Below are 25631 nucleotides of genomic sequence, written 5' to 3'. Positions count from 1 at the left end.
CTAGAACAGACCATGGGAGGGGCTTTCATTTGACGCTACGATACCAGATCATCGCGCTTGCGATCCTCCCGCTCGTCATTGCGATTTTGGCCATTACCACCTTTATCACCTGGCAATCTGCAAATCTTGCGAGAACCAACATCGCAACATCCGAGCAGAACATGCTGAACGCCAAAGAAGGGGAAATCCTTAACCTAACCCATCTCGCTTTGTCCGCTATCGACGCAGCTTACCGCAATGCCGGGCCCGATGATCAAGCCGCAAAGGACAAAGTGGCGGCAATCTTGACCTCACTCGACTATGGCAAGGACGGGTATTTCTTCGTCTACGACTACGACGGCAACAACATCGTTCATCCGCGCCAAAACTTTCGTCCCGGGCGCAATTGGCTCGGCCTGACCGATTCTGATGGCGACAAGGTGATCGCTGAATTGATCGCAACGGCGAAGGCAGGGGGCGGTTTGCACCAATATAAATGGCAAAAACCGTCGACCGGCCAGATGGCCGACAAATTGTCCTTCGTCGTCAGCCTGGACAAGTGGAAGTGGGTGGTGGGGACCGGCGTCTATCTTGACGATGTCTTGACGCAGACTGCCGCCGCGAACGCCAGCATGGGCGCCAATATAAAAAGAACCTTCGTGATCGTCGCGCTCATCGCGGTTCCCTCGGTGCTCGTCGTTTTCACAACCTGCATGGCCCTGACCTTCCACGAACGGCGCATGGCCGACAGCAGGCTCAAGGCATTGACCCAGCGGGTCATCGATACCCAGGAAGAGGAGCGCGCGCGCCTGGCCCGAGAACTGCACGACGGCATTTCGCAGAACCTTGTGGGCGTGCGCTATGCCATGGATCTCGCCAGCCGCAAGGTCAGGACCCATATCGATGACGCGGCCCTTAGCATTGATCGGGGCGTCGAGGCGCTGAATGCGGCGATCAAGGAAATCCGGCGGCTGTCACACGATCTTCGACCTCGGGTGCTGGACGACCTTGGCCTGACAGCGGCACTCGAAGCCCTGTGCTACAGTTTTTCGGAGCGAACGGGGATCGAGACGCAAATCGAGGCTTCCGGCTTCACCGATATGTTAAAGCCCGAAGCCAGCACGGCCCTTTACCGCGTTGCCCAGGAAGCATTCAACAATGTAGAGCGGCATTCCGGCGCCAGTCGCCTTGCCGTCAGGCTCTGGAGCGAGGGCGCCCGCGCGCGGCTGATGATTTGCGACAACGGCAGCGGATCTCGAGGGCAGCAAGAATGGTGCTGCAGACAAAACCGGACTTGGACTTCGCAATATGCAGGAGCGGATGGCGCATTTCCGCGGTCTGCTTCTGATCAACAGTCTATCAACCGGCACGACGCTGACTGCGATGCTGCCAGCGTCGGCTAATATGCCGGATCGCCAGCGGGCCGTTGCCGCATGAGCGAACGCGGCGTCATCAGGGTATTGCTGATTGACAATCATCCGCTGGTTCTGGATGGCCTGAAGGCTGTGCTGGAGACGTTCGACCACATCGATGTCGTCGGTACGGCCGGGCTCGCCGATGCCGGCTTGGCTATCGGCCGACAGACCCGGCCCCAGGTCGTGCTAATCGATATCAATATGCCGAAGCTAAGCGGCATCGATGCGATCGAACTTTTCAAGAAGGAAGTTCCAGAGGCGCGCGTTGTCATGCTCTCCATGCATGACAGCCGCGAATACATATCGTCCTCGGTCATGCATGGCGCGTCCGGCTATATCCTCAAGGATGTGTCGACCGACGAGATCGTCACCGCCATTGAGACGGTGGCCGCCGGCGGGAATTACTTCTCGTCGGGCGTCTTCGATGTGCTGATGGAGCGCGGGACGCAGGACCAGTCAAATCCGCTGACGCCGCGTGAGCGGGACATTTTGAGCCTGATCGTTGCTGGTCAAAGCAACCGGATCATCGCCGAAGCGCTCGGGATCACACCCGCCACCGCGGAAACGCATCGCAAGAACCTGAAGAAGAAGCTCGGCATCACGACCACGGCCGGACTTGTGCGCTATGCTCTCGATCATGGTATCGCCGCAAAAAGCGGCGGATCTGACCTACCCACTTCTGGGTAGGTCCGTTTATTTCCGAACCGCGGCCATCTTGTAGCGACCAAACCGGTCACATAGGAATTCCTCACGGCTGGCCCCAATCAGGCCAAGCCGTTGGGAGGAATTCACTGTGGTCACATGCGGGAATAGCCGCTGATGGTTCGCGGCTGGCGGCAATTGCGGGTTGCGCCCGGCGCATGCCCCCGAGCCCGGCGACAGTGCTCTAACTTCCACGCCGACAACTGGAACACGGGCTCGCATACGGGCCCCTGAAAGGTAATTCGACATGGATAAATTGCGCAAGGCAGCTTGCTGGCTGCTCGTCATTCCTTATATCGGCCTTCTCTGGCCTCCCCTCTACAATGTCCGCGAGCCGGCCATGTTCGGCTTTCCCTTCTTTTACTGGTATCAGCTTCTTTGGGTACCGATCACTGCGATGCTGACCTTTATTGCCTATCGGAGCGCGCGCTATGACGACTGACATCAACAGCACGGCGCTCGCCGTCTTCATCTTTTTCTTCATGCTCGTCACGGTCCTGGGCTTTGTAGCTGCCCGCTGGCGCAAGCCACAGACCCTTGCCCACATCGATGAATGGGGGCTTGGCGGGCGCAACTTCGGTACCTGGATCACCTGGTTCCTGGTTGGAGGTGACTTCTACACCGCCTATACCGTCATCGCCGTCCCCGCGCTCGTTTACACGGTCGGGGCCTATGGCTTCTTCGCGCTGCCCTACACCATCGTCGTGTATCCCTTCGTCTTCATGGTCATGCCGCTTCTTTGGCAGCGCGCCAAGGATTTCGGCTATGTGACGGCTGGCGACGTCGTCCACGGCCAGTACGGATCGCGCGGTCTCGAACTCGCCGTTGCGGCAACCGGCGTCCTTGCGACAATGCCATATATCGCCCTTCAGCTCGTCGGCATGACCGCGGTGCTGAAGGCACTGGGGTTACACGGCGAACTGCCGCTTGCAATCGCCTTCATCGTTCTGGCGCTCTACACCTACTCAGCGGGCCTGCGTGCTCCGGCATTGATCGCCTTCGTCAAGGACATCATGATCTATATCGTGGTCATCGCCGCCGTCGCACTCATTCCCTCCAAACTCGGAGGTTACGCCAATGTCTTCGCCTCCGCCGATGCCGCGTTTCAGGCAAAAGGATCCGGCAGCCTGCTTCTGAACAGCAGCCAGTATGTCGCCTATGCAACGCTCGCGCTCGGATCGGCGCTTGCAGCTTTCATGTACCCGCATACGCTAACGGGAATTTTCGCCTCAAACAGCGGCAAAACGATACGCAAGAATGCGATCCTGCTGCCGGCCTACACACTGCTCCTCGGTCTGCTGGCGCTGCTCGGCTATATGGGGCATGCCGCGAATTTGAAGCTCGACAACGCGAACGATGTCGTACCGGCCCTGTTTAAAGCGCTATTTTCGGGCTGGTTCTCGGGCTTCGCTTTCGCGGCGATTGCCATCGGCGCTCTGGTTCCGGCCGCTGTGATGAGTATCGGCGCCGCCAATCTTTTCACGCGCAATTTCTGGAAAGCCTACGTCAATCCCGATGTAAGCAACGCCGGTGAAGCCAAGGTTGCGAAGGTCACGTCGCTGGTGGTGAAGGTCGGCGCCCTGCTCGTCATCATCTTCCTGCCGACACAGTTCGCGCTCGACCTGCAATTGCTCGGAGGGATTTGGATTCTACAGACCCTTCCGGCTGTGGTCTTTGGCCTCTACACCACCTGGTTCCGTGCGCCGGCCCTTCTCGCCGGTTGGTTCATCGGCTTTTTCGGTGGCACTTTTCTGGTCTGGGATGCCGGCTGGAAGCCGCTACACCTGATCAGCCTCGGGGGAGAACCGTTTACCGTCTATATCGGGTTGATTGCGCTCGCGGCAAATATCGCCGTTGCAGTGGCGTTCAACGCCGTTGTTCCGGTAAGGACTGCCGTGCGCGTTTGATCCGCTGGGTCCCAATTGGCTCCGGGCCCTCCCCCCGTGACAAACGGGGGGAGAAGGATCGCTTCGCCACGATCGCCAGGCCAGGCTTCAACGGATCGTTATCTTCCTAAAGAACGACGTGACAAACAAGCTCCAGACGCTCGACACCGCGTTGCGGAACCGCCCATCGCTCGTTCAAGCGGTAACCTTATCGCGCCGGGATCGTTTCGCTGTGCGCAATCGATATGCTTGTCTGGCACTTGTCCCCGCGATCGGGCGTTGGCCCAAACGTTCGATATGCAAAACCGCATCCTATTAAATGTTGGCGAAGGGTCGGCCATGGAACATCTTTCTTTCCCGAACGAAAGCGCCGAGTACCGGAGCGCGCGCAATGCGTTGCTCGATGCCGAGATCGCGCTTCGCCGTCAGCTTGAGGCTGTCGCTGCCCAACGCCGCTCGCTTCCGCCCGGCGGCGAGGTGCCTGAGGACTACGTGTTCGAACGCATCGGCGCTAATGAACGCCCCGAACCGGTGCGGCTGTCCGAGCTGTTCGGCGATCATCCGAGCATCTTGCTTTCTAGCTTCATGTACGGGCCGGAGCGCGACGAGCCCTGCACCGGCTGCACCCACACGATCGACGGCTGGGACGGCAGCGTCTTTCACGCTGACCAGCGCTTCCCGACCTATGTCGTCGCCAAATCGCCAATCGCGCGACTGCAGGCGCTGGCGCGCAAACGCGGCTGGCGCAACCTGAAGCTGTTGTCGACTGCGGGCAATAATTACTCGCACCATTATTTCGGTGATACGTCGAGGTTCGGGCCGGCGATGCGTGTCGAGCGCGGCTACGAGCCCGGCAAGAACTGGGATGAGCCGATGTACAATGTGTTCCGTAAAGACGCTGACGGCACCGTTCGCCATTTTTGGGGGAGCGAGTTGCTCTACGTGCCTGAGGAGCCCGACCAGAACCTCCGCGCCGGAGACCTGGTCGACCCGGTCTGGGGCCTCTTGGATATGAGTCCGGAAGGGCGCGGCGACTTCTTCCCGAAGCTGGCCTACTAGGCGTGAAACGCAGGTCGTCCGGCCATGGATTTCCATGAAGGTGTCGCTATGGCCAACGCGTTGCCATAGGGATGTCGATCTGGCTCGACGTGAATGTCGCTGAACCGCAGAACACCATGGATGATCGCTCGCGAGCATTGATCAACAAGAGCCATTCTTGCAATCGGGACGCCGGGTGACAACGGACTCTTGTCCTAGGCGGCGGCCATAATCGCATTGACGTTCTGCGGCGCAAAGAACTCTGCAGGTGATATTGTCCCGGCGTTCATCCGCGCAAACGCGTCCATGGCCACCTGGTTTTGGTGACCCGCGCCAAAAAGCTGCTGCATTGCTGGCGGCGGCGGTTCCAGGGTGGCGAGCTGACAGGTATATTCGTACATTGCCTTTACCCGCGCGTCGCGCGTGCGCTGGTACTCACGCATGGCAGCAGCGAACGGTTGCGTTCCGCAAAAGGCCCTGTCTAGGGCGGCAGCGCACAGTTCGGCGTCATGTAAGGCGTCCATAATGCCTTGTCCGGTGATAAAGTCCCTGTTGTAACCCGCATCACCTACGAGCGCCCAGCCAGGCCCGTAAGGCTTGCGGAAATAGTTCGGCACCGCGACGCCGGCAAACCGCGCCTCGCGCTTTGCGCCGCGCAGGCGCTCGGCGAAAACCGGCGCCAGTTCGATCGTCTTCAGGTAGTTTCCTTCAATGTCTTTCTTGCATTGCGCGAATTCCGCGTATGGCCATCCAACAAGGACCATGGTCAGCCCTTCATGGGTAGGAGCAACGACAGATCCGCGTTTATCGCGGATATAGTTTTCGAATCTGCCGTCCATGGGCAGCCCGCTCCAGTAGGTGTAGTAGGCGGCGAGCAAGGGAGGTTTCTCGTCATAATGTGCGGGCTGAACTGCTCGGGCCACAGACGAGCGTCTGCCATCGGCGCCGACGACAACGCGAGCGCGCTCGATGAACTCACCATCCTTCGAGCTGCCCCTTATGCCGACCACATGTCCGTCCTGAAGCAAGACTTCCTTGACCGCGAAACCTTCGCGGATCTCCGCGCCGGATTGAGCTGCGGCGTCGACGAGCAGCTTGTCGAGTATTGTGCGCCGTGGGCAGTATGCGACCGGTCCTTCATTTGTGCCTGGCGCGCCGGCAATCGTGAACGAACCAAAGTCGAAGGCATAGGTGTGGATCGGCGGGCAGGCTGTGGCGGCCAGGCGATCGAGGAGGCCCCATTTTGACAGGGTGGCGGCCCCAAGGGGGTGCAAGATGTGGGTGGACAGCGTGTCGCTCGGGAAGGTTGCGTGGACGACCACCAGGACCCGATGTCCTGCCCGAGCCAGTAACATCGCCGTCGGCGAACCCGCACAGCGCGCGCCCACGACAATTGCGTCGAATGCCTTGGTCATCGCAGCGTTCTTTCTTACTGGACAGCCAGAGGGCGTTCAGGCCGCCGCGACTGCGCCAAGCTGCTGCATCAGGCCGAGCTGGTCCATATGGACCCAGCACTCCACCGTCTTGCCCTCGATGATGCGGTCGATGTCGGTACCTGCTACCCGTACTTTTCTGCCCGTGGGCGCGATGCCCTGGAATTCGCCCGTATGCGTGCCGCGGGCAATCCAGCGCGTCACCACCATGTCGCCCTCGGCGATCTGATCCTCGACGGTCAGGTGAAGGTCCGGGAAACCCGCCCGTAACACCCTGACATATTGCTTTGCCCCCTCGCGTCCGCGGATCTCCTGGGACGAGGCATGGATGACGAGGTTGCTGGCCGCAACCTCATCGACGACGCCAAGATCACCCCGATTGTAGATCTCCTCGATCACGCGGCGAACTTGTGCCTTGTTTTGTTCTGACATGGGCTTATTCCTTTGCAGGGTTGATCATTTGATGCGTGCTGACACTACGCCGGCAGCCACGCGAGCGCTTCGGAGGAACCACCCAATTTCGAGGGAGCGCCGGCATGGGTGATTCCACCCATACGCGGTTTTAAGCGTCAGATCAGGCCGTGCTCGTAGGCCCAGGCGGTGGCGGCTGCCCGCGTCGACAGATCAAGCTTGGTGAAGATGTTGCTGAGGTGCCGCTCGATCGTCCGCTCGCTCACGAAGAGCTCGACGGCGATGGCCTTATTGGTGTCCCCGGCGGCAACCAATCGCAGGACCTGGAGCTCGCGCTTGGTCAACCCGTGGCGCAGGCCCGGCGCGGCACCCTGCGCGGATGCGAGCCGGGCAAGGTCGGGCATGGCGCCGAGCTTTCGATATACGGCGCCAGCAGCCTCCAGCTCCAGCGCCGCGCCCTCTTGGTCGCCGAGGCTTTGGCACCCCAGCCCGGTAAGTTCGCGCGCCCGCGCCGCGTAGTACGGAGCCTCGGCTTTCTGCCAGAGATCGAACGCGCGGCGCAGCGAGCACAGCGCCGCCTCGACCGCGCCGTGGGCGAGCTGCACCGCCCCACGCGCCTGCGCCGCCATGGCGCCGAGCGCGTCCGTGTTGAAGCTTTGCGCCGTCGATTCCAATTCGCTGCAGGGACCGTCCGCTCCCTGCACATCGCCGGCCGCCAGCATGATCTCGACGCAAGCAGGAAGCAGCCTTGCGCGAGCGAGGCGGTCGGTCGTTGCGCCCAGGGCCCGGCCGATCGCGGCGGCTGCGGCGTCGACGCGCCCTGCCAATCGCCGTGCAACTGCAGGATCTCGGCGCGATGGACCCGGCACACACCGGTGAAGGCGGCCATTTCGGGCTCGCACCAACGCGTCAGTGCAGCGGTCCACTCGCGGGCGCGGCCGAGCGCGTACACCGCCTGGCAGGCCTGGATGACACTGCAGTACATCAGACCCGTGACGAGTAACGACAGCTCCCCAGCGCCGACCGCGACCATGACCTCGTCCAGTAGCGCCAGCCCTTCCTCGACCCGCCCCTGCTCAACCCGTATCCGGCCCTGCTGGTGACGGGCGCAGGCAATCAGGTCCGCGTCGCCGCAGCGCTCGCCGATATCCGCAGCTCGCGCCGCACATGCGTAGGCGGCCTCCCACTCCCCGGCGGCGATCTGCTGTTCCACGAGGGGGTGAGCAGGTAGCCCTGCTCGGCACATTCCCGGCTCTCACCCTCCAGCAACCGTTGCGCACGGGCGAACCAGCCGGTCGCGCGGCCCACCTCGCCGCGAAGGAACAGGCGGAACCCCAGCCAGAATGCACAGCGGACGGCGCAGCGGCGTTCGCCAGAGTCCAGGTGGGCCTGATGGGCGCGTTCGAGTATTCGCAGATAGTCATCGTCCCGGCCGATCAGGTACGCCGACATCGCCAGCCACTCAAGATCTCCAGCCGCCAACGGGGCGGCCCGATCGGCGCGCGACAGCGCTCGGAATGCGCCCGTCCATTCCTGGCGCTCGTAGTGTGCGCGACCGCGTTGGAGTTCTCCGGTCATGTCCGTGACAGATCCTTTCAAGTGATCATCACCCGCTTGCATTCAAATGATGATCAATCAGCAGTGCATGTGACCTCATTATAAGAAGCCCTTCAAACGACATGCTGTCTCGGTCCTTGTTCGACACTGCTACCTGCCGAGAAACCTTGGTTTGAAACCGCCGATTAGGGCGGATTCTCATCAATTTTTGAAAAGTATTCAATGACCCTGTAGCGGCCGGAACCTCAAGCGACGGCTTGAGCGCCGGTAATTTCCACAAGCGAACCGCACATGAACCGCGCTTCATCCGAGGCGAGAAATGCTACCAGAGCCGCCACTTCTTCCGGCTTGCCGAGGCGTCCGAACGGTACAAGCCCGGCGAGATCAGCAATCGTCTTACCGGCGCCTATGACTCCAGCTTCGAGCATGGGCGTATGAATCTCGCCGGGACAGACCGCGTTGACGCGTATTTTATGCGAGGCGTAATCGCGCGCGAGGTTCTGGGTGAAGGATGCGACTGCCGCTTTGGTCACATTATAGGCGATATGATTGGGAGCCGGGTAAAGACCCCATTGCGAAGCAGTATTGACAATTGCTCCTCCTCCCGCCGCGATCATGTGCGGAATGACCGCCCTGCACAGGTAAAACATCGAATTCAGATTGACGGCAAAACTAGCATGCCAATCATCCTCACTGAGCGCGAGCAAGTTACCACGACGATTGATGCCGGCATTGTTGGCCAGGATGTCCACGCGGCCGCTTCGACTGATTACGGTCGATATAAGGTCGGCGCATGATCGGCTGTCGGATAGATCCGCTTCAATCATATAGGCCGCACCATCATTGGTGACGATCTTATGTGCAACTTCCTGGGCCGCGAGCGCATTCATGTCGGTGACGACTACATCGGCTCCTTCTTCTGCAAGGCGCTGACAAATTGCTGACCCGATGCCGCCGCCTCCACCCGTTACGATCGCCACTCTCCCGAAAAAACGTTTCATTGATATCTCCTTTGAACTGTTCGCTGAGGCTGCTAGCGGATGTAGCTTCCGCCGTTTGCATCAAGGGTTGCGCCGTTCAATGAACGCTGCGACGGTCGAAGGACGAAGGCCACGAGTTCGGCAATCTCCGACGGGTTGGCCATGGCCCCGATTGGAATATCAGCCACGGCTGCTGCCTGACCAAATCGAGCGACGAATTCCTCGGCCATCTCAGTTCGAACCCAACCTGGCGCGATTGCCGTGGCGACGACACCGTCGGGCCCAAAGCTGCGGGCTATGGATTTTGTCAAGTTGATGAGTGCCGCTTTGGCGGCTGCGTAGGGCATTGCGCCGGCGGCGTAGCCCCTCTGCCCAGCCCGGCTCGCCATATTGACGATCCGCCCGCCACCATTGTTCTTGTAATGCCGGATTGCGGCGCGGCACAGGTCGACTGCCGCAAAGAAATCCACCTGAAACTCGCGCCTCCATGCGGCCTGCCATTGATCCAGATCGGCATCTATGGAAATTTCCGTGCGTATCCCGGCATTGTTGACGAGACCATGAATGCGCCCTGCCACCGCAGTTGCGCGCTCCCATAAATTTGTGGGTTCGGACGGATCGCTCAGGTCCGCCTGGAGTATCCAACCTTTTGCATTGATCCGCTCGTGAAGGGCGCAAGCACCGCCTTTGTCGCGCCCATACTGGATAACCACTTTCGCGCCTTCGATGGCCAAGCGCTCAACGATGGCCGCGCCTATTTCGCCGGATGCACCGGTTACAAGTATCGTTTGCCCCACAAGTTCCTTCATCGCCATTCTCTCTCACTTGCGCTCGTCAACCTGAGGACCCCAAGTATCGGAAAGGGCGAAACCTGATGGGAAGGGATCGCTGTCATCGACACGCAGCTCTTCGGAACCATAGATCCAGGCTTGTCCAGTAATGCGTGGCAGAACTGCCGGGCGACCGCCAACCGTGGTTTGACCGATCACTTCAGCCACAAACTCTCCGCCGATAATCGATCGGGATATGCGGCTGTCCCCGACCGCGACTTCGCCGCGGGCATGGAGCACCGCGAGATTTGCCGAGCTGCCCGTACCGCAAGGGGATCGATCGACCCGGCCAGGCTTTAGTGTCGTGCATGTGCGCACGGCGCCATCCGCTTCGCGCCCACGGAACATCACGTAGGCAATTTCATTGATCGTGCTGATCTCGGGATGCTGCACCGAGACCTGTTGTGCCAGAAGGGCTTTCAACTCCATTCCCGCCTCGGCCAGTCCGCGTGCATTGTGTGGTACGATATCGAGGTGGAACGGCTCGACATCGACAATCGCATAATAGACGCCGCCAAAAGCAATATCGGCCTTTATCGTACCCCAGCGCGGCGTCTCGATGGTTTGGTCGAGCCCTTCGACGAAGCATGGCACGTTATCGAGACTTACAGACAGGCACCTGCCATTCGAGCAACGCGCTCGTGCAACGATCAACCCCGCGGGGGTATCCAGACGAACCAGCGTTTCAGGCTCGTTGATCGCCACGCGGCCGCTTTCCACAAGCGCAGTGACAACGCAGATGCAATTGCTGCCGGACATGGGATGCGCCCTGTCAGCTTGCAGAACGATAAACCCCGCATCAGCGTCCGGCCTTGTGGGCGCAAGCAAAAGATTGACCGACATCGCAACGTTGGCACGTGGTTCGAATGTGACAAAGCGCCGAAGACGATCATCGACTTCGTTGATATGGTTCATCTTTTCCAGGATCGTAGCGCCTGGGATCTGCGGAGCACCATCCACGATCACCTTGCCGATCTCGCCTTGGCAATGGACCTGCAGGAGTTTGATCGACCTGTTCCAGTTCATCCAATCCTCCACTTATTTGATGTACCAACCCCACGGCTCGTCGCTTGTGAACCGGGTGATCTGTTTGGTCTCAAGATAGTTATCAAGGCCCCACCGTCCGAGCTCGCGACCAATGCCCGATTGCTTGTAACCGCCCCACGGTGCCTCGGTGAAGGTGGGCTGCGAGCAGTTAATCCAAACAATCCCGGCGCGGAAAGCTTTAGCGACGCGTTCGGCTCTGGCCTCGTCCCTCGACATAACCGCAGCAGCAAGACCGAAGCGAGAATCATTGGCAAGCTCGATAGCCTCGTTCTCGTCGCAGAAGGGTCTGACGCAGACAACCGGGCCAAAGATCTCCTCGCGCCAGGCGCCGCTGTCGAGGGGTGCGCCGGTCAATATGGTCGGCTCGAGATAGTAGCCCTTGTTGAAACGCTCAGGTCGTCGCCCTCCGCAGGCAACGCTCGCACCTTTCGCTTTCGCCGCTTCGATCGCAGCTATGACCTGCTCATACTGGCGCTTGGAGACCAGCGGGCCAAGAAGGATTCCCTCGTCAAGACCGTTGCCAATGGTGATGCGTTTCGTCTCTTCGATCAAGCGATGAAGAAGGCGATCGTAAATCCCCTCCTGGACCAGAACCCTCGACGTCGCAGAGCAGACCTGACCCTGGTTCCAGAAAATACCGAACATGATCCATTCAACCGCCTGCTCGATGTCTGCATCTTCGAAGACCACGAAAGGGGACTTGCCGCCAAGCTCAAGGCTGATGCGCTTTATGTCTCGGGAAGCGGCCTCCATGATCTTGGAACCGACCGGCCCCGACCCGGTGAATGCGAGCTTGTCGACGCCCTTATGATCGATGATCGCCTGACCGGCAACAGACCCGGAGCCGGTAACGATATTGAGTACGCCCGGCGGCAACTTTGCACCATTGGCGATCGCACCGAGTTCGAGCGCTGTCAGTGAGGTAAGTTCCGCTGGCTTGAGGACGATGGTGCAGCCTGCAGCCAGTGCCGGGGCCACCTTCCAGGCTGCCATCAGCAGTGGATAATTCCAAGGTATGATTGCACCGGCGACGCCGATCGGTTCCTTGACCGCTTTGGAGGTGAACCGGGAATCGGACAGGGCGATCGGCTCTTGCGGATTGTTGTCGAGCTGCTCTGCAAGGCCCGCATAGAAGTCGAAACAACCAGCTGCGTCCGCAACGTCCCAGTCAGCTTCCGGAAACGGCTTGCCGTTGTCGAGCACCTCGAGACGTGCAAGTTCCTGTTGGCGCGTTCGAATGCCTTCAGCAATAGCACGAAGATAGACGGCACGCTGGCTGCCGGTTTTCTGGGGCCAACCATCGATATCGAAGGCCCTGCGAGCTGCCTTGACGGCGATGTCTACGTCTTCGGCTGTTCCGGCTGGGGCGTGGTGAATGACCTCCTCGGTCGCGGGATTGATGACCTTGAAGCTGCCGCCTTGTATAGGCTTTACCCATTGGCCATCGATATACAGCTCACTTTGCATTTTTCCTGTCTCCATATTGAGCGGTGGGGCTACGACCGGCAATGAAACAATCATTGCCTTTGGCGTTAAAACCGATTGACCCGGTAAGGCCTAAGATCGATCGGTGGGGTACATCCGGTTACCATGTCTGCAATCAGCCGCGAGGTTGTGGCAGCATAAGTCAAGCCAAGATGACCGTGCCCGGTGGCATAGAAGACGCCGCGCGTCTTTGCCGATGGGCTTATGATCGGAACGGTGTCCGGCAGCGCCGGGCGGTGCCCCATCCATTCACTGGTCTCTTTTACCTGGAGATCGGGAAGGGCTTCCTTGGCGTGACGAACCAGCACCTGGGCACGCCTGTAATCAGGCAGTGCATCCAGTCCAGCCATCTCAACCGTGCCACCGACCCTTATTCCACCTGCCGTCGGCGTCACCATAAAAGCGCGGGCCGGCCAAATGATCGAGTGGCGCATGGAAATCCCAGGGGCCATGATCTGGGTATGATAGCCCCGCTCTGTTTCGAGCGGTATCTGCTCTCCTAACTGTTTCGAAAGCCGCCCGGTATAAGCGCCTGCACACAATACTGCCTGCGCGACAGGAAAGTTTCGTCCGTCTTTGAACGTCAGCGCCGACAAGGCTCCGTCAATCCTTTCAGAATCCAACGATCTCCCCGCTCTCGAACTGGCCACCAAGCGCGCAGTATCGATCGAACAATGCCGTGACGAGACGAAACGGGTCCCGCACCGAACGGTTCTGCGGGAGCAGAACCGCCCGACGGATCCCTGTCGTGATCGCTGGTTCAAGCTCTCGAATTGCATTACCCCCCACCACCTCATGAGCAAATCCGAAGCGCTCCAGCACCTCGATGTGTTCGCGGTCCGCGTTGAACTCTTGCTCGTCAGCGTAGAGACTGAGGCAGCCTTCCTGGCTCAGCTCACCTGAAAGGCCAGCCGCATCGAGCAATGCCAGCAAATCTTCATAAACACGACCGCAAAGCACAGCCCCTGCTGCCTCAAGTTCCTTGACGCGCGAAGGGCGACTGGCTTCAAGGAAGCGCAGAAACCAGGGCGTAAGTTTTGGCAGATAAGATGGCCTGACCCGCACGGGCCCTTGCGGATCGAGCAACCATTTCGGCATTTGCGCCCACACGGAAGGCCGCGATGCGGGCATGAACTCGGTTACGGCAATACTTGCCATGTTGCCGAAAGACGCTCCGCGCCCCGGCTCATTGCAATCGACGAGGACGACCTGTTTGCCTCGCCGCTGTAGTTCAAATGCAATGGCGACGCCGATAATCCCCGCGCCCACCACTGTAACCTTGTTCAAACGCCCCATGCCCGACATGATCTGGTTAACCGAGAACCGGCTCCATTGCTTGTCTGAAGGCTGTTTTTTCATCGTCAGTTAAATCGAGCAGCGGCTGACGTCCGAGGCCGACGGGTGTGCCAGCAAGCTCACAGCCATACTTGATCTTCTGCACAAACTTTCCACTTTCCAGGCTCGACATGGCACCGTAGATGACCTGCATCTTGTCACGCGCCGCCAGCCAGTCGCCTGCCTCGATCGTATTGACAAGATCAACGCAGGCCTTGGCCATGCAGTTCGCCGGACCGCATATCCACGACGTCGCGCCCCAAAGGTAGAAGTCGAGTGTCTGGTCGTCAGAGCCGTTTGTGACCTGGTAACGGTCACCGTAGCGAGAACGGATATCGATCGCGCGCAACAGGTTGCCGCTCGATTCCTTGATGCCGATCACGCGTGAATTTTCCACAAACGCGTCAAGTACGTCGAGGCCCACTTCAACGCCGACTTTGGGGGGATAGTTGTAAAGGATGATATCAACATCCACTGCGTCCAGAACAGACTGATAATGCGCAATGAGTTCATTTGGCGCGGGCGTGGCGTAAAAAGGCGCTGAAAGCAGAACCGTATCGTAACCGACGTCCCGCGCCCGCTTGGTGTGCTCGACGACCTCCCACGTCGATCCAGCATTTGTACCGGCGATGAGCAGCTCATCGCTATTGGCAAACTGTGCAACGAACTTCAGGACGGAAACACGCTCATCCGAGGTCATGGCGTTGTATTCGCCGGTCGAACCGCACGGAACCCAGCCTTTGACGCCGTCGTCCCGCAATTTGGTAAGCAACGTCTCAAATGCGTTGAAATCGATCTTTCCGTTGCTATCAAACGGCGTGACGAGGGCCGGCATAACGCCTGTGAGTTTCATGGGGTATCTCCTTGGTTATCGGATAGGTCGTGTCAGACCGCGAGTTTGGTGAGGATGCGTCGCTCGATGAGCGTGACCGCGCGCGTAAGAGGAAAAGCTATGGCGAAATACATCAAGGCGACGACTGTCAGCACTTCGACCGGCCGCGCCGTGTTGTTTGAGATGTTTTGCCCAACGAACATCAGGTCGGCCATGCCGACAGCAGAAACCAGCGCGCTTTCCTTGAAGAGGCTTACGCAGTTGGAAAGCAGGGTCGGCACGGCCCTTAAGATCGCCTGAGGCAGCACAACACTGGTCACCTGCGTCCAGCGCGGAAGGCCCAGTGCAACACACGCGTCGAGCTGCTCGGGTCCGACGGATTTCAACGATGCCCGAAACGTCTCACTGGTAATTGCACCCATGTAAAGTGTCAGCGCTATAATGCCGGACGCGAGATTTGACAGTTCAAACCCCAGCAAAAGCGGGAGGCAAAAGAAGATCCAGAACAGCTGGATGAGAACGGGAGTGCCCCTAAAAAATTCTACATAAACCCCGGAGATACCCCTTAAGAATATGCTCTTTGACGTTCGGGCAAGGCCGACCAAAAACCCCAGGGTGCACCCAAGCAAGATGCACATGAGCGTCAATTTGACCGTCATCCAAAGACCGAGCAGGAGTGCGTCCTTGAAGCGAAAAAGAATGCTGAAGTCGAGTTCCATTGCTGTTCTCCTTCAGCTCGTCAAAAGCTGGCGGCGGCGTTCGAGGTAGCCGACAATTTGTGTGACAGGAAATGAAACCGCGAAATAGATCAGCGCGATGATCGTGAATGTCTCAATCGGCCGGTAGGTTTCGGTTGCGAGGGTCTTGCCCTGATACATCAGATCCTGGAGGGCAACGATTGCAACGAGCGCGCTTTGCTGAAAGATGACAATGCCGTTGGTAAGCAGAACCGGGATTGATGCCCGAAAGGCGGTCGGCAAGATGATGTAAAGGACCCGCTGGAACGGATTGAGGCCAAGAGCGATGCCCGCATCCAGCTGCTCGCGGGGAACGTTCTGGATGGCCGCCCGGTAGGCTTCGGCGTTGAAGGCTGTCAGGTTGAACCCGAGTGCGAGAATGCCCATGGTCATTGAGTCGAGGAACACGTTGAAGAGCATCGGCACGCAGTAGAAGAACCAGACAATTTGAACAATCGCCGGTGTGCAGCGGAAGAACTCCACAAACAGCATTGCCGGAAGCCGTATCACTGACCGTCGGCTCATGATCAACAGCGCCAAGACAAACCCAAGTGTCAGCCCCATCAGATTTGCTGCTGCCGTCAGCTGGAGTGTAACAACGAGGCCCTTGAAAAGCGGGCCAAGATTGCTGGTAACGGACGCAAAGTCGAAAGAGTAGTTCATGCCGACCACCTCACTGGCGTATGTGGAACACGCGGTCGATGAAGTCCTTCGTTCGCTCTTCCTTGGGGGAGCCCAGAACCTGCTCGGGCGGACCATCCTCGACAACAACGCCGCCCGCACAAAAGATCACCCGTGAAGCGATATTTTTTGCAAACCACATATCGTGGGTCACGATCATCATCGGCATGTCCTGTTTGGCGAGCTGAAGAATGACCTGTTCAACTTCGCCGACGAGTTCTGGATCGAGCGCGGACGTCACTTCGTCGAAAAGCATAAGTTTGGGATCCAGCATCAATGCTCTGGCGATTGCAACGCGTTGCTTTTGCCCGCCAGAAAGCTGAGCAGGATAGGCATTGGCCTTCGCATCCAGACCAAACCTTTTGAGAAGGGCTTGTGCCCGCGCAATGGCATCGGCCTTCTTGTCGCCCCGCACTTTGCAGGGCGCGAGGATCAGGTTATGCACCACGTTGAGATGCGGAAAAAGCGTGTAGTGCTGGAAAACCATGCCGATGGATCGGCGCACATTGTTGTCGATCAGCGTCTTGCGATTGTAGCCGTCAGACGAAATATAGGGTTTTCCGCCAAAGGTGATCGAGCCACTGTCGATTTTTTCAAGCCCCATCATGACGCGCAGCAATGTACTTTTGCCGCCGCCACTGGGACCGATCACGACCAGCCGCTCCCCGGGTTTCATTTCAATATCGAGACCTTTCAGCACTGGAATGAGCGGTCCGTAGCTTTTGTGCAGACTGTCGACTTTTACCAGCGGTGTCATCATCGGAAGCGTCATGGCAAGGTTCCTTGCAACGTCGGTAAACAAATGCGGGCGGCAACAATCTGCAGCAGCCCGCCAAGCGACCTTACTTCGAACCCTTAAGGACTTCGTCGACGGCCTTCTTGATCATGTTGTCCACTTCACCGGTAGCAACCTTCTCTTCGAGGAAAATGTTCACAACCTCGACGTCGGAAAACGAAAGCTGGTGAGGCAACCCGAAGGCAACGCCCTGCTTGGCAAGCGCCGGCGTCGGATTGAGGGCGACGGCCCATTGCGGATTGGACTGCGTGAACAGCTGGTTGGTATCGGAGGCGTCGACGAGGATGTCCGCACGCCTTGACGTTACCGCAAGGCGGGTCTCGTCATTGCCTGGTAACCGCAGGATTTGTGCGGTCTTAACGGCCGCCGATATCGCCTTGTCTTGAGCCGTACCCGACATGACGGCAAGCGTAACCCCCTCTTTGTCGATATCCGCCACGGAGGTTGCACCCGCTGGAATCTTGGGGTTTTCCTTGTTGTAGGCCAGGGAAATCTGGTACTCCATTGCCGGAATGGAGAAGTTCACCGCCATGGCGCGTGCCGGTGTCCGGTTCAGCGCGAGCGAAACGTCCCACTTACCTGCTTGAAGTCCCGCAACAATATTGTCCCAAGTCGTATCCACGAATTCCGGCTTTACCTTGAGCGCCTCGGCGAAACCGCGACAAAGATCAGCAAAGAAGCCGGTATATTCGCCAGTCGCCGGATCGCGCATGACGTAAGGAGGAGCGACGGCTGCCCCGCAACGCAATACACCTGCTTTTTGCACGCCTTGCCAATAACCTTCTTGTGCCTGTCCCTGGGCAGCCGAGGTCGAAAGGCCTGCAATGACAGCCAATACGGGTGCAGCCCGCAATGCGGAAGAAAACAATCTCGAGAACATCGAAAATCCCTTTGTTTAGCGCCAAGCGCGCGGTTCCACCTGTCGGCTTTGGCCGATCTTTCTGATCTATGTCGACCCAGTGTCGACTGGTCTAATGTCGTCTTTGTGTCGACAATGTCAAGCAAAAAAAATCATGTGTCGACAACATAGGGCCCAAAGCGTATGACTGGGTTCCGTAGATTTGGAGAACCGCTGGTGGTCAAAGAGCATGAAGTGAAGCGCACGAAGGGTGCGAGCTGGAGGAGCGTTTATGAAACGCTACGCAATGAAATACTGTCTCTCGTGCTGCAACCGGGCCAACTGTTGGATGAGACCACGCTGGCAGAAAGATTTGACCTGTCACGATCGCCTGTGCGCGAGGCTTTGATACGACTATCGGGAGACGACCTGGTTGTGACACTTGCCAATAGAAGCACGATCGTTGCGCCAATAGAGGTCGCCATCTTCCCGAAATATGTTGAAGCACTCGATATAGCCCAACGCATGAATACGCGGTTGGCGGCAGAACTGCGCACCGATGCTGATCTTAAAATCATCGCCCGCCGCCTGAAGGAGTTCGAGGCAGCGGTGAAATCCGCCAATCACCTTGTCATGTCCGAGGCCAACAAGCAGTTTCACATGGCCATCGCCGCGGCGGGCAGAAATCCCTATTTTGCAAGCTTCTACGAGCGCCTGCTCAATCAGGGCCAAAGGATGCTGCATCTGCATTTTGAGTATCTTGAACGAACCCACGATGGGTACCTATTGACCGATGAGCACCAGTTGATGTTTGAAGCCATCAAGGCGAAGGACGTTGAGCGCGCAGATGAGTTGGCTCATGCCCATACGCGGCAGTTCCGCGACAATTTCATCGACTTCATGCGGGAGAACTATACGACCGATGTCGCATTGGGGCTGACACAGGCTGCTGAATAAGTCGCTTTTATGCTGCTGGGACTGGGCGGCGCATCAAAAAATGGCCTGCATGCGATCCAGTCTACGAGCCTCACGATACCACTAAGGGTCGCTCAAAGTCGGCTCTTCACCGCCCAAACCAATCGTCCTCGTCGAGATGAACAGGCCAGGGCCGCCTAACCGGCCCCTCAATAGACACGCCAATTCGACGATTGTTCAAAACCGACAGGTGAGGATACCCGTTTGAAAATGCCAAATGATCGCGCGGTATGTGCCATGGACGTTCGGTTCTGCCCTCCGGAATTGTTGGTCGTGGCATCTCCTCTTTTTCGTTGCGATTCCATGGCGGCATCAAGAGGAGCCGACGTGCCTCGTCTCACATCGCTGGGGGCTGTGCATTCATTTCGGGGAAGAACCTATTCATACCGTGCTGTGCGCCGAACATCATGTCGTATTGCAGCAGGCGAAAATTTCCAATCCAGGGATTTATATGCGGGTTTGCCGCCCAATTTTCCTTGGCCTCGCCGTTGGAAGACCACAGAATGTGCCGGTCGATGACTTTGTAATGGTCGCGGACCGAACCGAGAAAACCCGTGTAATAGGGGTGAACAATGCCGGCAAGTTCGAGCACATGCAAGGGAAGGAATACGGGGCTGACCGTGCCGACACCAAAATCTGTCCCGGTGCGGTTCGACCAGATGACCAGAGGCGTCTCATGCTGTTTGAGCATGTCTGAAAGTGGCGCCCGCCGATCGGCGACCCGCATTCTCATATAGCCAGTTGCGACGTAAGCCTCTCCGAGCGGAGGCAGATGATCGCCAAAGAAAACGAGGATCGTGGGACGGCTGCGTCTATTGGCCCAATTCATCAAATACCTGAGGCTGCTATCGGCATCCGATACACCTTCGGCGAAGGTGCCAATTGTCGCGCGTGCGGCTTCGCCGGCCGGTGTCGACACATCGATCGACGGATCCTTGTACCGGTTCGGTTCGTATGGACCATGGCCTTGCAACGTGACGGCGAAGACGAAAAACGGCTGTTGCATCTCGTCTGCTTGCCTGATGATCTCTTCAGTCAGGGCCTGATCGGACACAAGCGGGCCGCGTTCGGCAAGCTTTGGCAGATCTTCCTCAGACATGAAGGTGTCGAAACCCAAGGCCGCATAAACGTTGCGCCGATTCCAGAACCATTGGCGAAAAGGATGGATTGCCTTGGTCACATAGCCAGCGCTTTTCAAGAATGTCGCCAGCGAGGGCAATGGCTGTCGCACATATTGCTGGTATGGGATGCTGCCATAGGGCAGGAACGCATTGGAGAAGCCCGTAAGCGCCTCGAATTCCACATTGGCGGTCATTCCGCCAAATTCAGGCGAAAAGATTGCACCAGTCTGATTGGCGCGCACAGCAGGAATGGGGTCGCGATTGAAATTCACTTTGGGCAACCGGGTTGGATCCCAGAACGATTCGCTCATGACCATGATGATGTCGGGCTGATCCGAGGCGGTAAAATGCGCAGGCGACGGCGCTCCAATCGCCTCGATTGCCTGCTGCGAATAACCTTCTGGTGCTGTGACATTGGCCATTGGAACGTTGAGCGCGAAGGCCATCGTAAAGCCGTTATATGCATAGTTTTCTTTTTGGTCCCACATGATGGGCAGGACCCGCAGACGGTCCCGCGTCCAGGAAAACATGGAATGATCCATCGCAGAAACAAAAACCGCCAGCAAGGGCATGGTGATCCCAAGTCGCCAGAGCCTTGCCTTGACGTTCAAAGGCAGTGCGCGGCAGCGTAAGCTGCGCCAGAGGAAGACAAGTAGAAGCGGGGCGATGACAGCCGCCATGACAATACCAACTGCCGTCCAAGGCCGCTCGCGCGCAAGAAGGGGAAACAGGTCAACGAGCTGGCGCGAATAGAGAAAATCAGACGGATAAATCGGGTCGCCAAGATAGAGCACTTTCTGCCGCCCGATCCATGCAAACAGCAAGGCAAGGGGCGCGATCCACAGCAGCCCGTGGTGCGAGCGTCCCAAAACCGCATCAAGAGCAATGACGATGCACGCATAGATGCCGACAGTCGTCCATGCCGGGCGATTTGTCTGTTCAAAGAACGCCATTGTGTCCACAAGAGAAGCGCGCGCGATGATTTCAATCAGAAAGACCAGGATCGTTGACAGCACGCATGTTGCGATAAGATAGTCGGCAACACGCAATGATCGCGTGAGCGCGCGCAACAAGGCGGAGTTTTTTTCCGGTCGCTCAATGCCCTCCGTTTCCAGTTTGATCTGCCGTACTCTCTCGGCCAATAGCTGTCTCCCGCTGTTGGCGACGATGGTCGTTACATAATCGTCATCAAATTGTCATATAACAGCGTGGGCAATGTGAAAACGAGGAATGCCATCGCTTCGGCAAGAACCGATCACGAATGCACAGACGCTGTCACATAAGCGTTCAATAGCGTGACCAATTGTTCGCCTGGCCTGTCAAGGAGGGTGCAATGTTTGATGATGCCGCTACCGATACAGCACCAGGCAGGCCGGTTCTGCCGCAATCCAAGGCATCTGAAGACCCCGCTGCCGTGGATTTGCGCTAGCGAACTCAATATGTACCGGTTTTTAGCGCCTCCACAAAGGCGATGACATCGGCAACCATGCGCTCGTCCCAAATATCATTGTGACCAGAATCGTCGTAGATCAGCATCTGCTTTGGCTGCGAAGCGGTCTGATATAATGCCTCGCCCGAGGACAGCGGGATGATGTCGTCACGCCGGCCGTGGATGAACAGTTTCGGTTGCCTCACCTTCGCAATTTTGAGATCTGAGTGAAAAGGGTCCTTGATCAGCAGCGCAACCGGAAAGAACGGGTAATGCGTCTGGGCGAGCGACAGAACCGACAGATAGGCCGACACAAGGATGACGGCGACAGCCGGCCTTTGTCCGGCCGTGTTGACGGCGACGCCGCTGCCCAGCGACTGGCCGAGCACGACGATCTCGCCTTGGGAGCGAACCGAAAGCCAGTCGAACGCAGCAATGCCGTCAGTCAGTAGCCCGATTTCGCTCGGCGAGCCGGTCGATCCCGGATAGCCGCGATAGGAAATCGCCAGCAGGCCAATGCCGCGCGCGGCCAGCGCCTTTGCGAGGAAGCCGTAGTTGCTGACCCGGTCAGCATTGCCGAGAAAGAACAGCACTGAAGGCCTGCCAGCTTCGCCCTGAGCGTAGAGTGCATGAAGCGTCTCTCCGTCGGGCGTCCTGATGGAAACGTTTTCACCCCAGCTTGCGTGCAGTGGAGCAGGGGTCGGGCTGGCGCCGGGATAAAGGAGGCTGCGCTGTGAAAGATACACCAGGCCGACAAGCAACACGTAGGCAAAAGCCACCATCAGCGGCAAGCTCAGCAGGAGTTTTGTAGTGCTCACGACAACCTATCCACCCGCAGGTCAGTCAAATGTCAAGAACCTCGTCAGCCGCAACTCGATGCGTTTTCCGAGTACGTCGGGCTTGACGCCTGAAAACTGGAACGGCTCAGATATACGGCGTTTCGATAAAAGCGGCCAGGACTTCACCGCCTGGGCGCGAAAGGTTCAATGATGGCTATCAATTCGCCTGTTTGGTGCCTCGCGAAAAATTCAGAACGACCGCAATCAAGACCGTGCCGACAATGAAAACGAAGGCTGCGGCCGCGATTGCAGGGCTGATGTTTTCCCGAATCGTCGAGAACATTTGCCGTGCGAGCGTGCGCTGGTTTGGGCCGGCCACAAACAGTGTGAGCACGACTTCGTCCAACGACGTTGCAAAGGCGAAAACAGCTCCCGAGACGATGCCGGGGAGCGCCAGCGGCAAGGTGACTTGTTTGAGCACCGTAACGGGTGCTGCGCCGAGGCTGGCTGCGGCCTGCTCCAGTCGGCGATCGATCCCTTGCAAGACGGCCAGGACGTTGACGACGACAAAGGGCACGGCCACCACGGTGTGGGCGATGATCACCCCAAGATAGGTGTTGGTCAGACCGTAGCGCGCAAACATGAGCTGCATGCCGACGCCGAGCACCACCGCCGGCACCACCATTGGCAGCAGAAAAATCGTCTTGATGGTCGCGAGCGCCAGCGAAAGCTGCCTGTCGCGAAGTCCGAGGGCACCAACGGTCCCCAGAACCGTGGCGAGCACGGTGGTACCGCAACCGATGATGAGGCTGTTGATGATCGAGCGCTGCCACACGCCAGCGGTGAACAGTTCTTCGAACCAGCGGGTCGAATAACCCGGAATGGGGTAATTGAGAAAGACGCTGTCGGTGAAGGCGAGCGGCAGGATCGCAATCAGCGGTGCAATGAGAAAGAACACGGTCGCAGAACCGAAGACGAGTTTGGAAAAACGCAACACGTTCACGCACGCGCCTCCCGTTCTGACGAGAGGCGGAGATAGACCGCGTAGAGGATCAACGTGGCCGAAAGGAGAACCAGTCCAAGCGCCCCGGCCATGCCCCAGTTGGCGGCCCCCGTCGCGTAGTAGGCAATCACCGAACTGATCATCTGGTCCTTGGCACCACCGATCAGCGCGGGCGTTATGTAGTACCCGAGGGCGCTCATGAATACCAAAAGCGAACCGGACACGACGCCGCGCAGTGAGAGAGGCAGCAAGACAGTCCAGAATGCCCGGACGGGATGGGCTCCCAAGGAGGCCGCGGCCGGCATCAGATTCTTGGGGATGCCGATCAGCACACTGAAGATGGGAAGCACCATGAAGGGAAGCAGGACGTGAGTCATGGCAATGATGACGCCGGCCCGGTTGAAGATCAGCGGCACGGGGCCGGACGTTAAGCCCAATTGCATCAGGGCCGAATTGATCAGGCCCCTGTCCTGCAACAGGATGAACCAGGCGGCGGTCCGCACCAGGAGCGACGTCCACAGCGGCAATAGCACTGCACCCAGCAACAACTGCCGCTTCCAGCCGTCGAGCGAAGCAGCGATCATGGCAAAGGGAAGTCCGATGAGGACGCACGCCACTGTCACCGTCAAAGCCATCACAAACGTGCGAAGCATGATGGTCTTGTTCGCCGAAGCATCGGCCGCAAGAGAGGTTATTGCACCGGACGCGTCCCGTTGCAGGTCAACTGCTGCCAGAAGGTTGCGGTCTGTAATGCTTGAAGACGCTGCGACGCTAACGGCCTGCCAATAGGAGGGATCGGCCCATCGCTTGTCCAGAGCGATGAGATCAATGGTTCCAGCGGCGCTTGAAGCGGCCGCACGTGTTTTCGTCATCAACGTGCGAAAGCCGGATTTTGCGCTGTTCAATCGCCGTACAAGATCCCCGAACAATTGGTCGTCATTAATCTGGCGTATGTCGGTAACAAAGGCAGCCTTCATGTCTTCGGTTGGAGGGCTGGCGCGATCCCATCCTGCAACCGCACGGGCGGTGGCAGGAAGCGCGCGTGCCGCCACCGGATCGGATACCGCGGACTTCATCATCGTGACGAGGGGAAAGGCGAAAAAGACAACAAGAAACAGCAACAGCGGCGCGACGAGCACCAGGGAAATCACCTGTTTGCTCAGTCTTGGCGCATTCATGGGCGCACCACCCAGCAATCGGACGGCAGGAAGGAAAGTTGCACTTCCTCGCCAATCGAAAGCGTCGGCTGGCTGCGGTCGGTTTTGACGACAAGCCCCTGGCCGTCGCTCCGGGCAAGCAGGCGCAAATGATCCCCGTGATAGACGACATCGGAGATGGCCGCGGTAAGGTTGTTGCCCGCAGTCTCCCGTCGTCCCACCTTTATTCGCTCGGGCCTTATCGACAGGCAAATACTGCCGTTTGGACGAAGGTCCGTTGCTGTTTCAACGAAAACCACCTGCCCGCCGGGCAATTGGACACGGGCGGTACCGCCTTCGATCGTTTGTACGCAGCCTCGTACCAGATTTGTCTCGCCGATAAACTCCGCCACGAATTGCGTGTTTGGATGGTCGTAGATGTCGGAGGGTTTGCCGATCTGTTCAATTTTTCCGCGATTGAAGATCGCGATGCGATCCGACATCGTCAGCGCCTCCGACTGGTCGTGGGTCACAAAGACGATTGTCAGCTCGAGCCGTCGATGCAGATCGCGGATGTCCAATTGCATCTGTTCGCGCAGCTGCTTATCCAGCGCGCCGAGCGGTTCATCCATCAGGACCACTTCTGGCTCGAAGATCAGGGCACGCGCCAAGGCAACCCGTTGCTGTTGACCACCCGAGAGCTGCGAGGGACGCCGCTCGGCGAGGGAACCAAGCTGCACCATATCGAGCGCCTTTTCGACACGCTCCTTTATGAGCGCACGCGGGAGGCCGCGCATTTTCAAGGGGAAGGCAACGTTCTCCGACACCGTCATGTGCGGAAAGAGGGCATAATTCTGGAAGACGACACCCATGTTGCGTCTGTGCGGCGGCAAACTGTCAATGCGTTTGCCGCCTGCCCAGATTGCGCCGCTTGTCGGATTCTCGAATCCTGCAAGCATCATGAGTATCGTGGTCTTGCCCGAGCCGGACGGGCCGAGCAGGCTGATGAACTCCCCCTTGCCGATCTCGAGATTCAATCCCTCAACAACGGTAAGGAGACCGAAGGATTTGCTGACCTTCTCCAAGCGAATGAATGGATTGCTCAATGTCGATCACCTCGGCTCTCATGAAACAATGCGCAACGGTGATGGGTCCGACAAGCCACGAACCTGTCCGTCACGACGGCGAATGCAAGGGCGCTGATGT

At 58.3% G+C, this 25631-nt stretch carries 23 protein-coding genes and 2 pseudogenes; 6 read left to right on the top strand and 19 right to left on the bottom strand.

What is annotated here, in order from left to right; all coding sequences use genetic code 11:
- Nucleotides 1–29: 29 nt before the first annotated feature.
- The 5 genes and pseudogenes from N8E89_RS22190 to N8E89_RS22170 all read left to right on the top strand — a co-directional run bounded on the left by N8E89_RS22190 (nt 30) and on the right by N8E89_RS22170 (nt 5041).
- Nucleotides 30–1416 (top strand): annotated as a pseudogene (locus tag N8E89_RS22190) (cache domain-containing protein).
- Nucleotides 1413–2081: a two-component system response regulator MctR gene (locus N8E89_RS22185; RefSeq protein ID WP_262263245.1), complete on the top strand. Its 669-nt coding sequence runs from the start codon at nt 1413–1415 to the stop codon at nt 2079–2081. The pseudogene N8E89_RS22190 and the gene N8E89_RS22185 overlap by 4 nt, the downstream one beginning before the upstream one ends.
- A gap of 262 nt (nt 2082–2343) precedes the next feature.
- On the top strand, nt 2344–2538 hold the full coding sequence (locus N8E89_RS22180) for a DUF3311 domain-containing protein (protein ID WP_262263244.1): 195 nt from the start codon (nt 2344–2346) through the stop codon (nt 2536–2538).
- The gene (gene mctP / locus N8E89_RS22175) at nt 2528–4003 is read left to right on the top strand and encodes a monocarboxylate uptake permease MctP (RefSeq protein WP_262263243.1); all 1476 of its coding nucleotides are present in this window, start codon (nt 2528–2530) and stop codon (nt 4001–4003) included. The genes N8E89_RS22180 and mctP overlap by 11 nt, the downstream gene beginning before the upstream one ends.
- 318 nt (nt 4004–4321) lie before the next feature.
- Entirely contained in the window at nt 4322–5041 is a 720-nt protein-coding gene (locus tag N8E89_RS22170; protein ID WP_262263242.1) for a DUF899 family protein, read from the top strand.
- Between the two features lie 194 nt (nt 5042–5235).
- Here the strand turns inward: N8E89_RS22170 and N8E89_RS22165 are convergent, their stop codons facing one another.
- From N8E89_RS22165 to N8E89_RS22105, 14 genes and pseudogenes are all read right to left on the bottom strand, one after another.
- Nucleotides 5236–6435 carry an NAD(P)/FAD-dependent oxidoreductase gene (locus N8E89_RS22165; protein ID WP_262263241.1) on the bottom strand — a complete coding sequence of 400 codons (1200 nt, stop codon included), beginning with the start codon at nt 6433–6435 and terminating at the stop codon, nt 5236–5238.
- 36 nt (nt 6436–6471) lie between these two features.
- Entirely contained in the window at nt 6472–6885 is a 414-nt protein-coding gene (locus tag N8E89_RS22160) for an ester cyclase (RefSeq protein ID WP_262263240.1), read from the bottom strand.
- Nucleotides 6886–7022: 137 nt separating this feature from the next.
- Nucleotides 7023–7691: a helix-turn-helix transcriptional regulator gene (locus N8E89_RS29080; RefSeq protein ID WP_315975740.1), complete on the bottom strand. Its 669-nt coding sequence runs from the start codon at nt 7689–7691 to the stop codon at nt 7023–7025.
- 289 nt (nt 7692–7980) lie between these two features.
- Nucleotides 7981–8442, bottom strand: coding sequence for a hypothetical protein (locus N8E89_RS29075; RefSeq protein WP_315975739.1), 462 nt, complete (start codon nt 8440–8442; stop codon nt 7981–7983).
- 224 nt (nt 8443–8666) lie between these two features.
- The gene (locus N8E89_RS22150; protein WP_262263239.1) at nt 8667–9422 is read right to left on the bottom strand and encodes an SDR family NAD(P)-dependent oxidoreductase; all 756 of its coding nucleotides are present in this window, start codon (nt 9420–9422) and stop codon (nt 8667–8669) included.
- A 32-nt stretch (nt 9423–9454) separates the two neighbouring features.
- Complete coding sequence (locus tag N8E89_RS22145; protein WP_262263238.1) at nt 9455–10216, bottom strand: SDR family NAD(P)-dependent oxidoreductase; 762 nt, start codon at nt 10214–10216, stop codon at nt 9455–9457.
- 6 nt (nt 10217–10222) lie between these two features.
- Entirely contained in the window at nt 10223–11257 is a 1035-nt protein-coding gene (locus N8E89_RS22140) for a proline racemase family protein (RefSeq protein ID WP_262263237.1), read from the bottom strand.
- 12 nt (nt 11258–11269) lie between these two features.
- A complete protein-coding gene (locus N8E89_RS22135) occupies nt 11270–12745 on the bottom strand; it encodes an aldehyde dehydrogenase family protein (protein WP_262263236.1) in 1476 nt (491 codons plus the stop codon).
- Nucleotides 12746–12810: 65 nt separating this feature from the next.
- Nucleotides 12811–14068: pseudogene (locus N8E89_RS22130) on the bottom strand (NAD(P)/FAD-dependent oxidoreductase).
- 7 nt (nt 14069–14075) lie between these two features.
- Nucleotides 14076–14951, bottom strand: a complete 876-nt coding sequence (locus tag N8E89_RS22125; protein WP_262263235.1) for a dihydrodipicolinate synthase family protein — start codon at nt 14949–14951, stop codon at nt 14076–14078.
- A gap of 32 nt (nt 14952–14983) precedes the next feature.
- A complete protein-coding gene (locus tag N8E89_RS22120) occupies nt 14984–15649 on the bottom strand; it encodes an amino acid ABC transporter permease (protein ID WP_262263234.1) in 666 nt (221 codons plus the stop codon).
- 12 nt (nt 15650–15661) lie between these two features.
- Nucleotides 15662–16330: an amino acid ABC transporter permease gene (locus N8E89_RS22115; protein WP_262263233.1), complete on the bottom strand. Its 669-nt coding sequence runs from the start codon at nt 16328–16330 to the stop codon at nt 15662–15664.
- Between the two features lie 10 nt (nt 16331–16340).
- On the bottom strand, nt 16341–17120 hold the full coding sequence (locus tag N8E89_RS22110; RefSeq protein ID WP_262263232.1) for an amino acid ABC transporter ATP-binding protein: 780 nt from the start codon (nt 17118–17120) through the stop codon (nt 16341–16343).
- Nucleotides 17121–17190: 70 nt separating this feature from the next.
- A complete protein-coding gene (locus N8E89_RS22105; protein ID WP_262263231.1) occupies nt 17191–18024 on the bottom strand; it encodes a substrate-binding periplasmic protein in 834 nt (277 codons plus the stop codon).
- A gap of 195 nt (nt 18025–18219) precedes the next feature.
- Here N8E89_RS22105 and N8E89_RS22100 point away from each other — a divergent pair, with 195 nt between their 5' ends.
- Nucleotides 18220–18939 carry a GntR family transcriptional regulator gene (locus N8E89_RS22100; protein ID WP_262263230.1) on the top strand — a complete coding sequence of 240 codons (720 nt, stop codon included), beginning with the start codon at nt 18220–18222 and terminating at the stop codon, nt 18937–18939.
- A gap of 355 nt (nt 18940–19294) precedes the next feature.
- On the opposite strand, the gene N8E89_RS22095 is transcribed toward N8E89_RS22100, so the two are convergent.
- The 5 genes from N8E89_RS22095 to N8E89_RS22075 all read right to left on the bottom strand — a co-directional run bounded on the left by N8E89_RS22095 (nt 19295) and on the right by N8E89_RS22075 (nt 25531).
- Nucleotides 19295–21220: an LTA synthase family protein gene (locus N8E89_RS22095; RefSeq protein WP_262263229.1), complete on the bottom strand. Its 1926-nt coding sequence runs from the start codon at nt 21218–21220 to the stop codon at nt 19295–19297.
- 292 nt (nt 21221–21512) lie between these two features.
- Nucleotides 21513–22325: an alpha/beta hydrolase gene (locus tag N8E89_RS22090; RefSeq protein ID WP_262263228.1), complete on the bottom strand. Its 813-nt coding sequence runs from the start codon at nt 22323–22325 to the stop codon at nt 21513–21515.
- Between the two features lie 178 nt (nt 22326–22503).
- The gene (locus N8E89_RS22085) at nt 22504–23289 is read right to left on the bottom strand and encodes an ABC transporter permease (RefSeq protein ID WP_262263227.1); all 786 of its coding nucleotides are present in this window, start codon (nt 23287–23289) and stop codon (nt 22504–22506) included.
- Nucleotides 23286–24467 (bottom strand): ABC transporter permease, encoded by a 1182-nt coding sequence (locus N8E89_RS22080; protein WP_262263226.1) that lies wholly within the window; start codon nt 24465–24467, stop codon nt 23286–23288. Before N8E89_RS22080 ends, N8E89_RS22085 begins: the two co-directional genes overlap by 4 nt.
- On the bottom strand, nt 24464–25531 hold the full coding sequence (locus N8E89_RS22075; RefSeq protein ID WP_262263225.1) for an ABC transporter ATP-binding protein: 1068 nt from the start codon (nt 25529–25531) through the stop codon (nt 24464–24466). The genes N8E89_RS22080 and N8E89_RS22075 overlap by 4 nt, the downstream gene beginning before the upstream one ends.
- Between the last annotated feature and the right edge of the window lie 100 nt (nt 25532–25631).

The organism is Phyllobacterium sp. A18/5-2, from assembly GCF_025452215.1.
GTDB classification, from domain to species: Bacteria; Pseudomonadota; Alphaproteobacteria; order Rhizobiales; family Rhizobiaceae; genus Phyllobacterium; species Phyllobacterium sophorae.
Note: the sequence above shows the minus strand (reverse complement) of the source record. Positions and strands in the feature narration are given on the sequence as shown.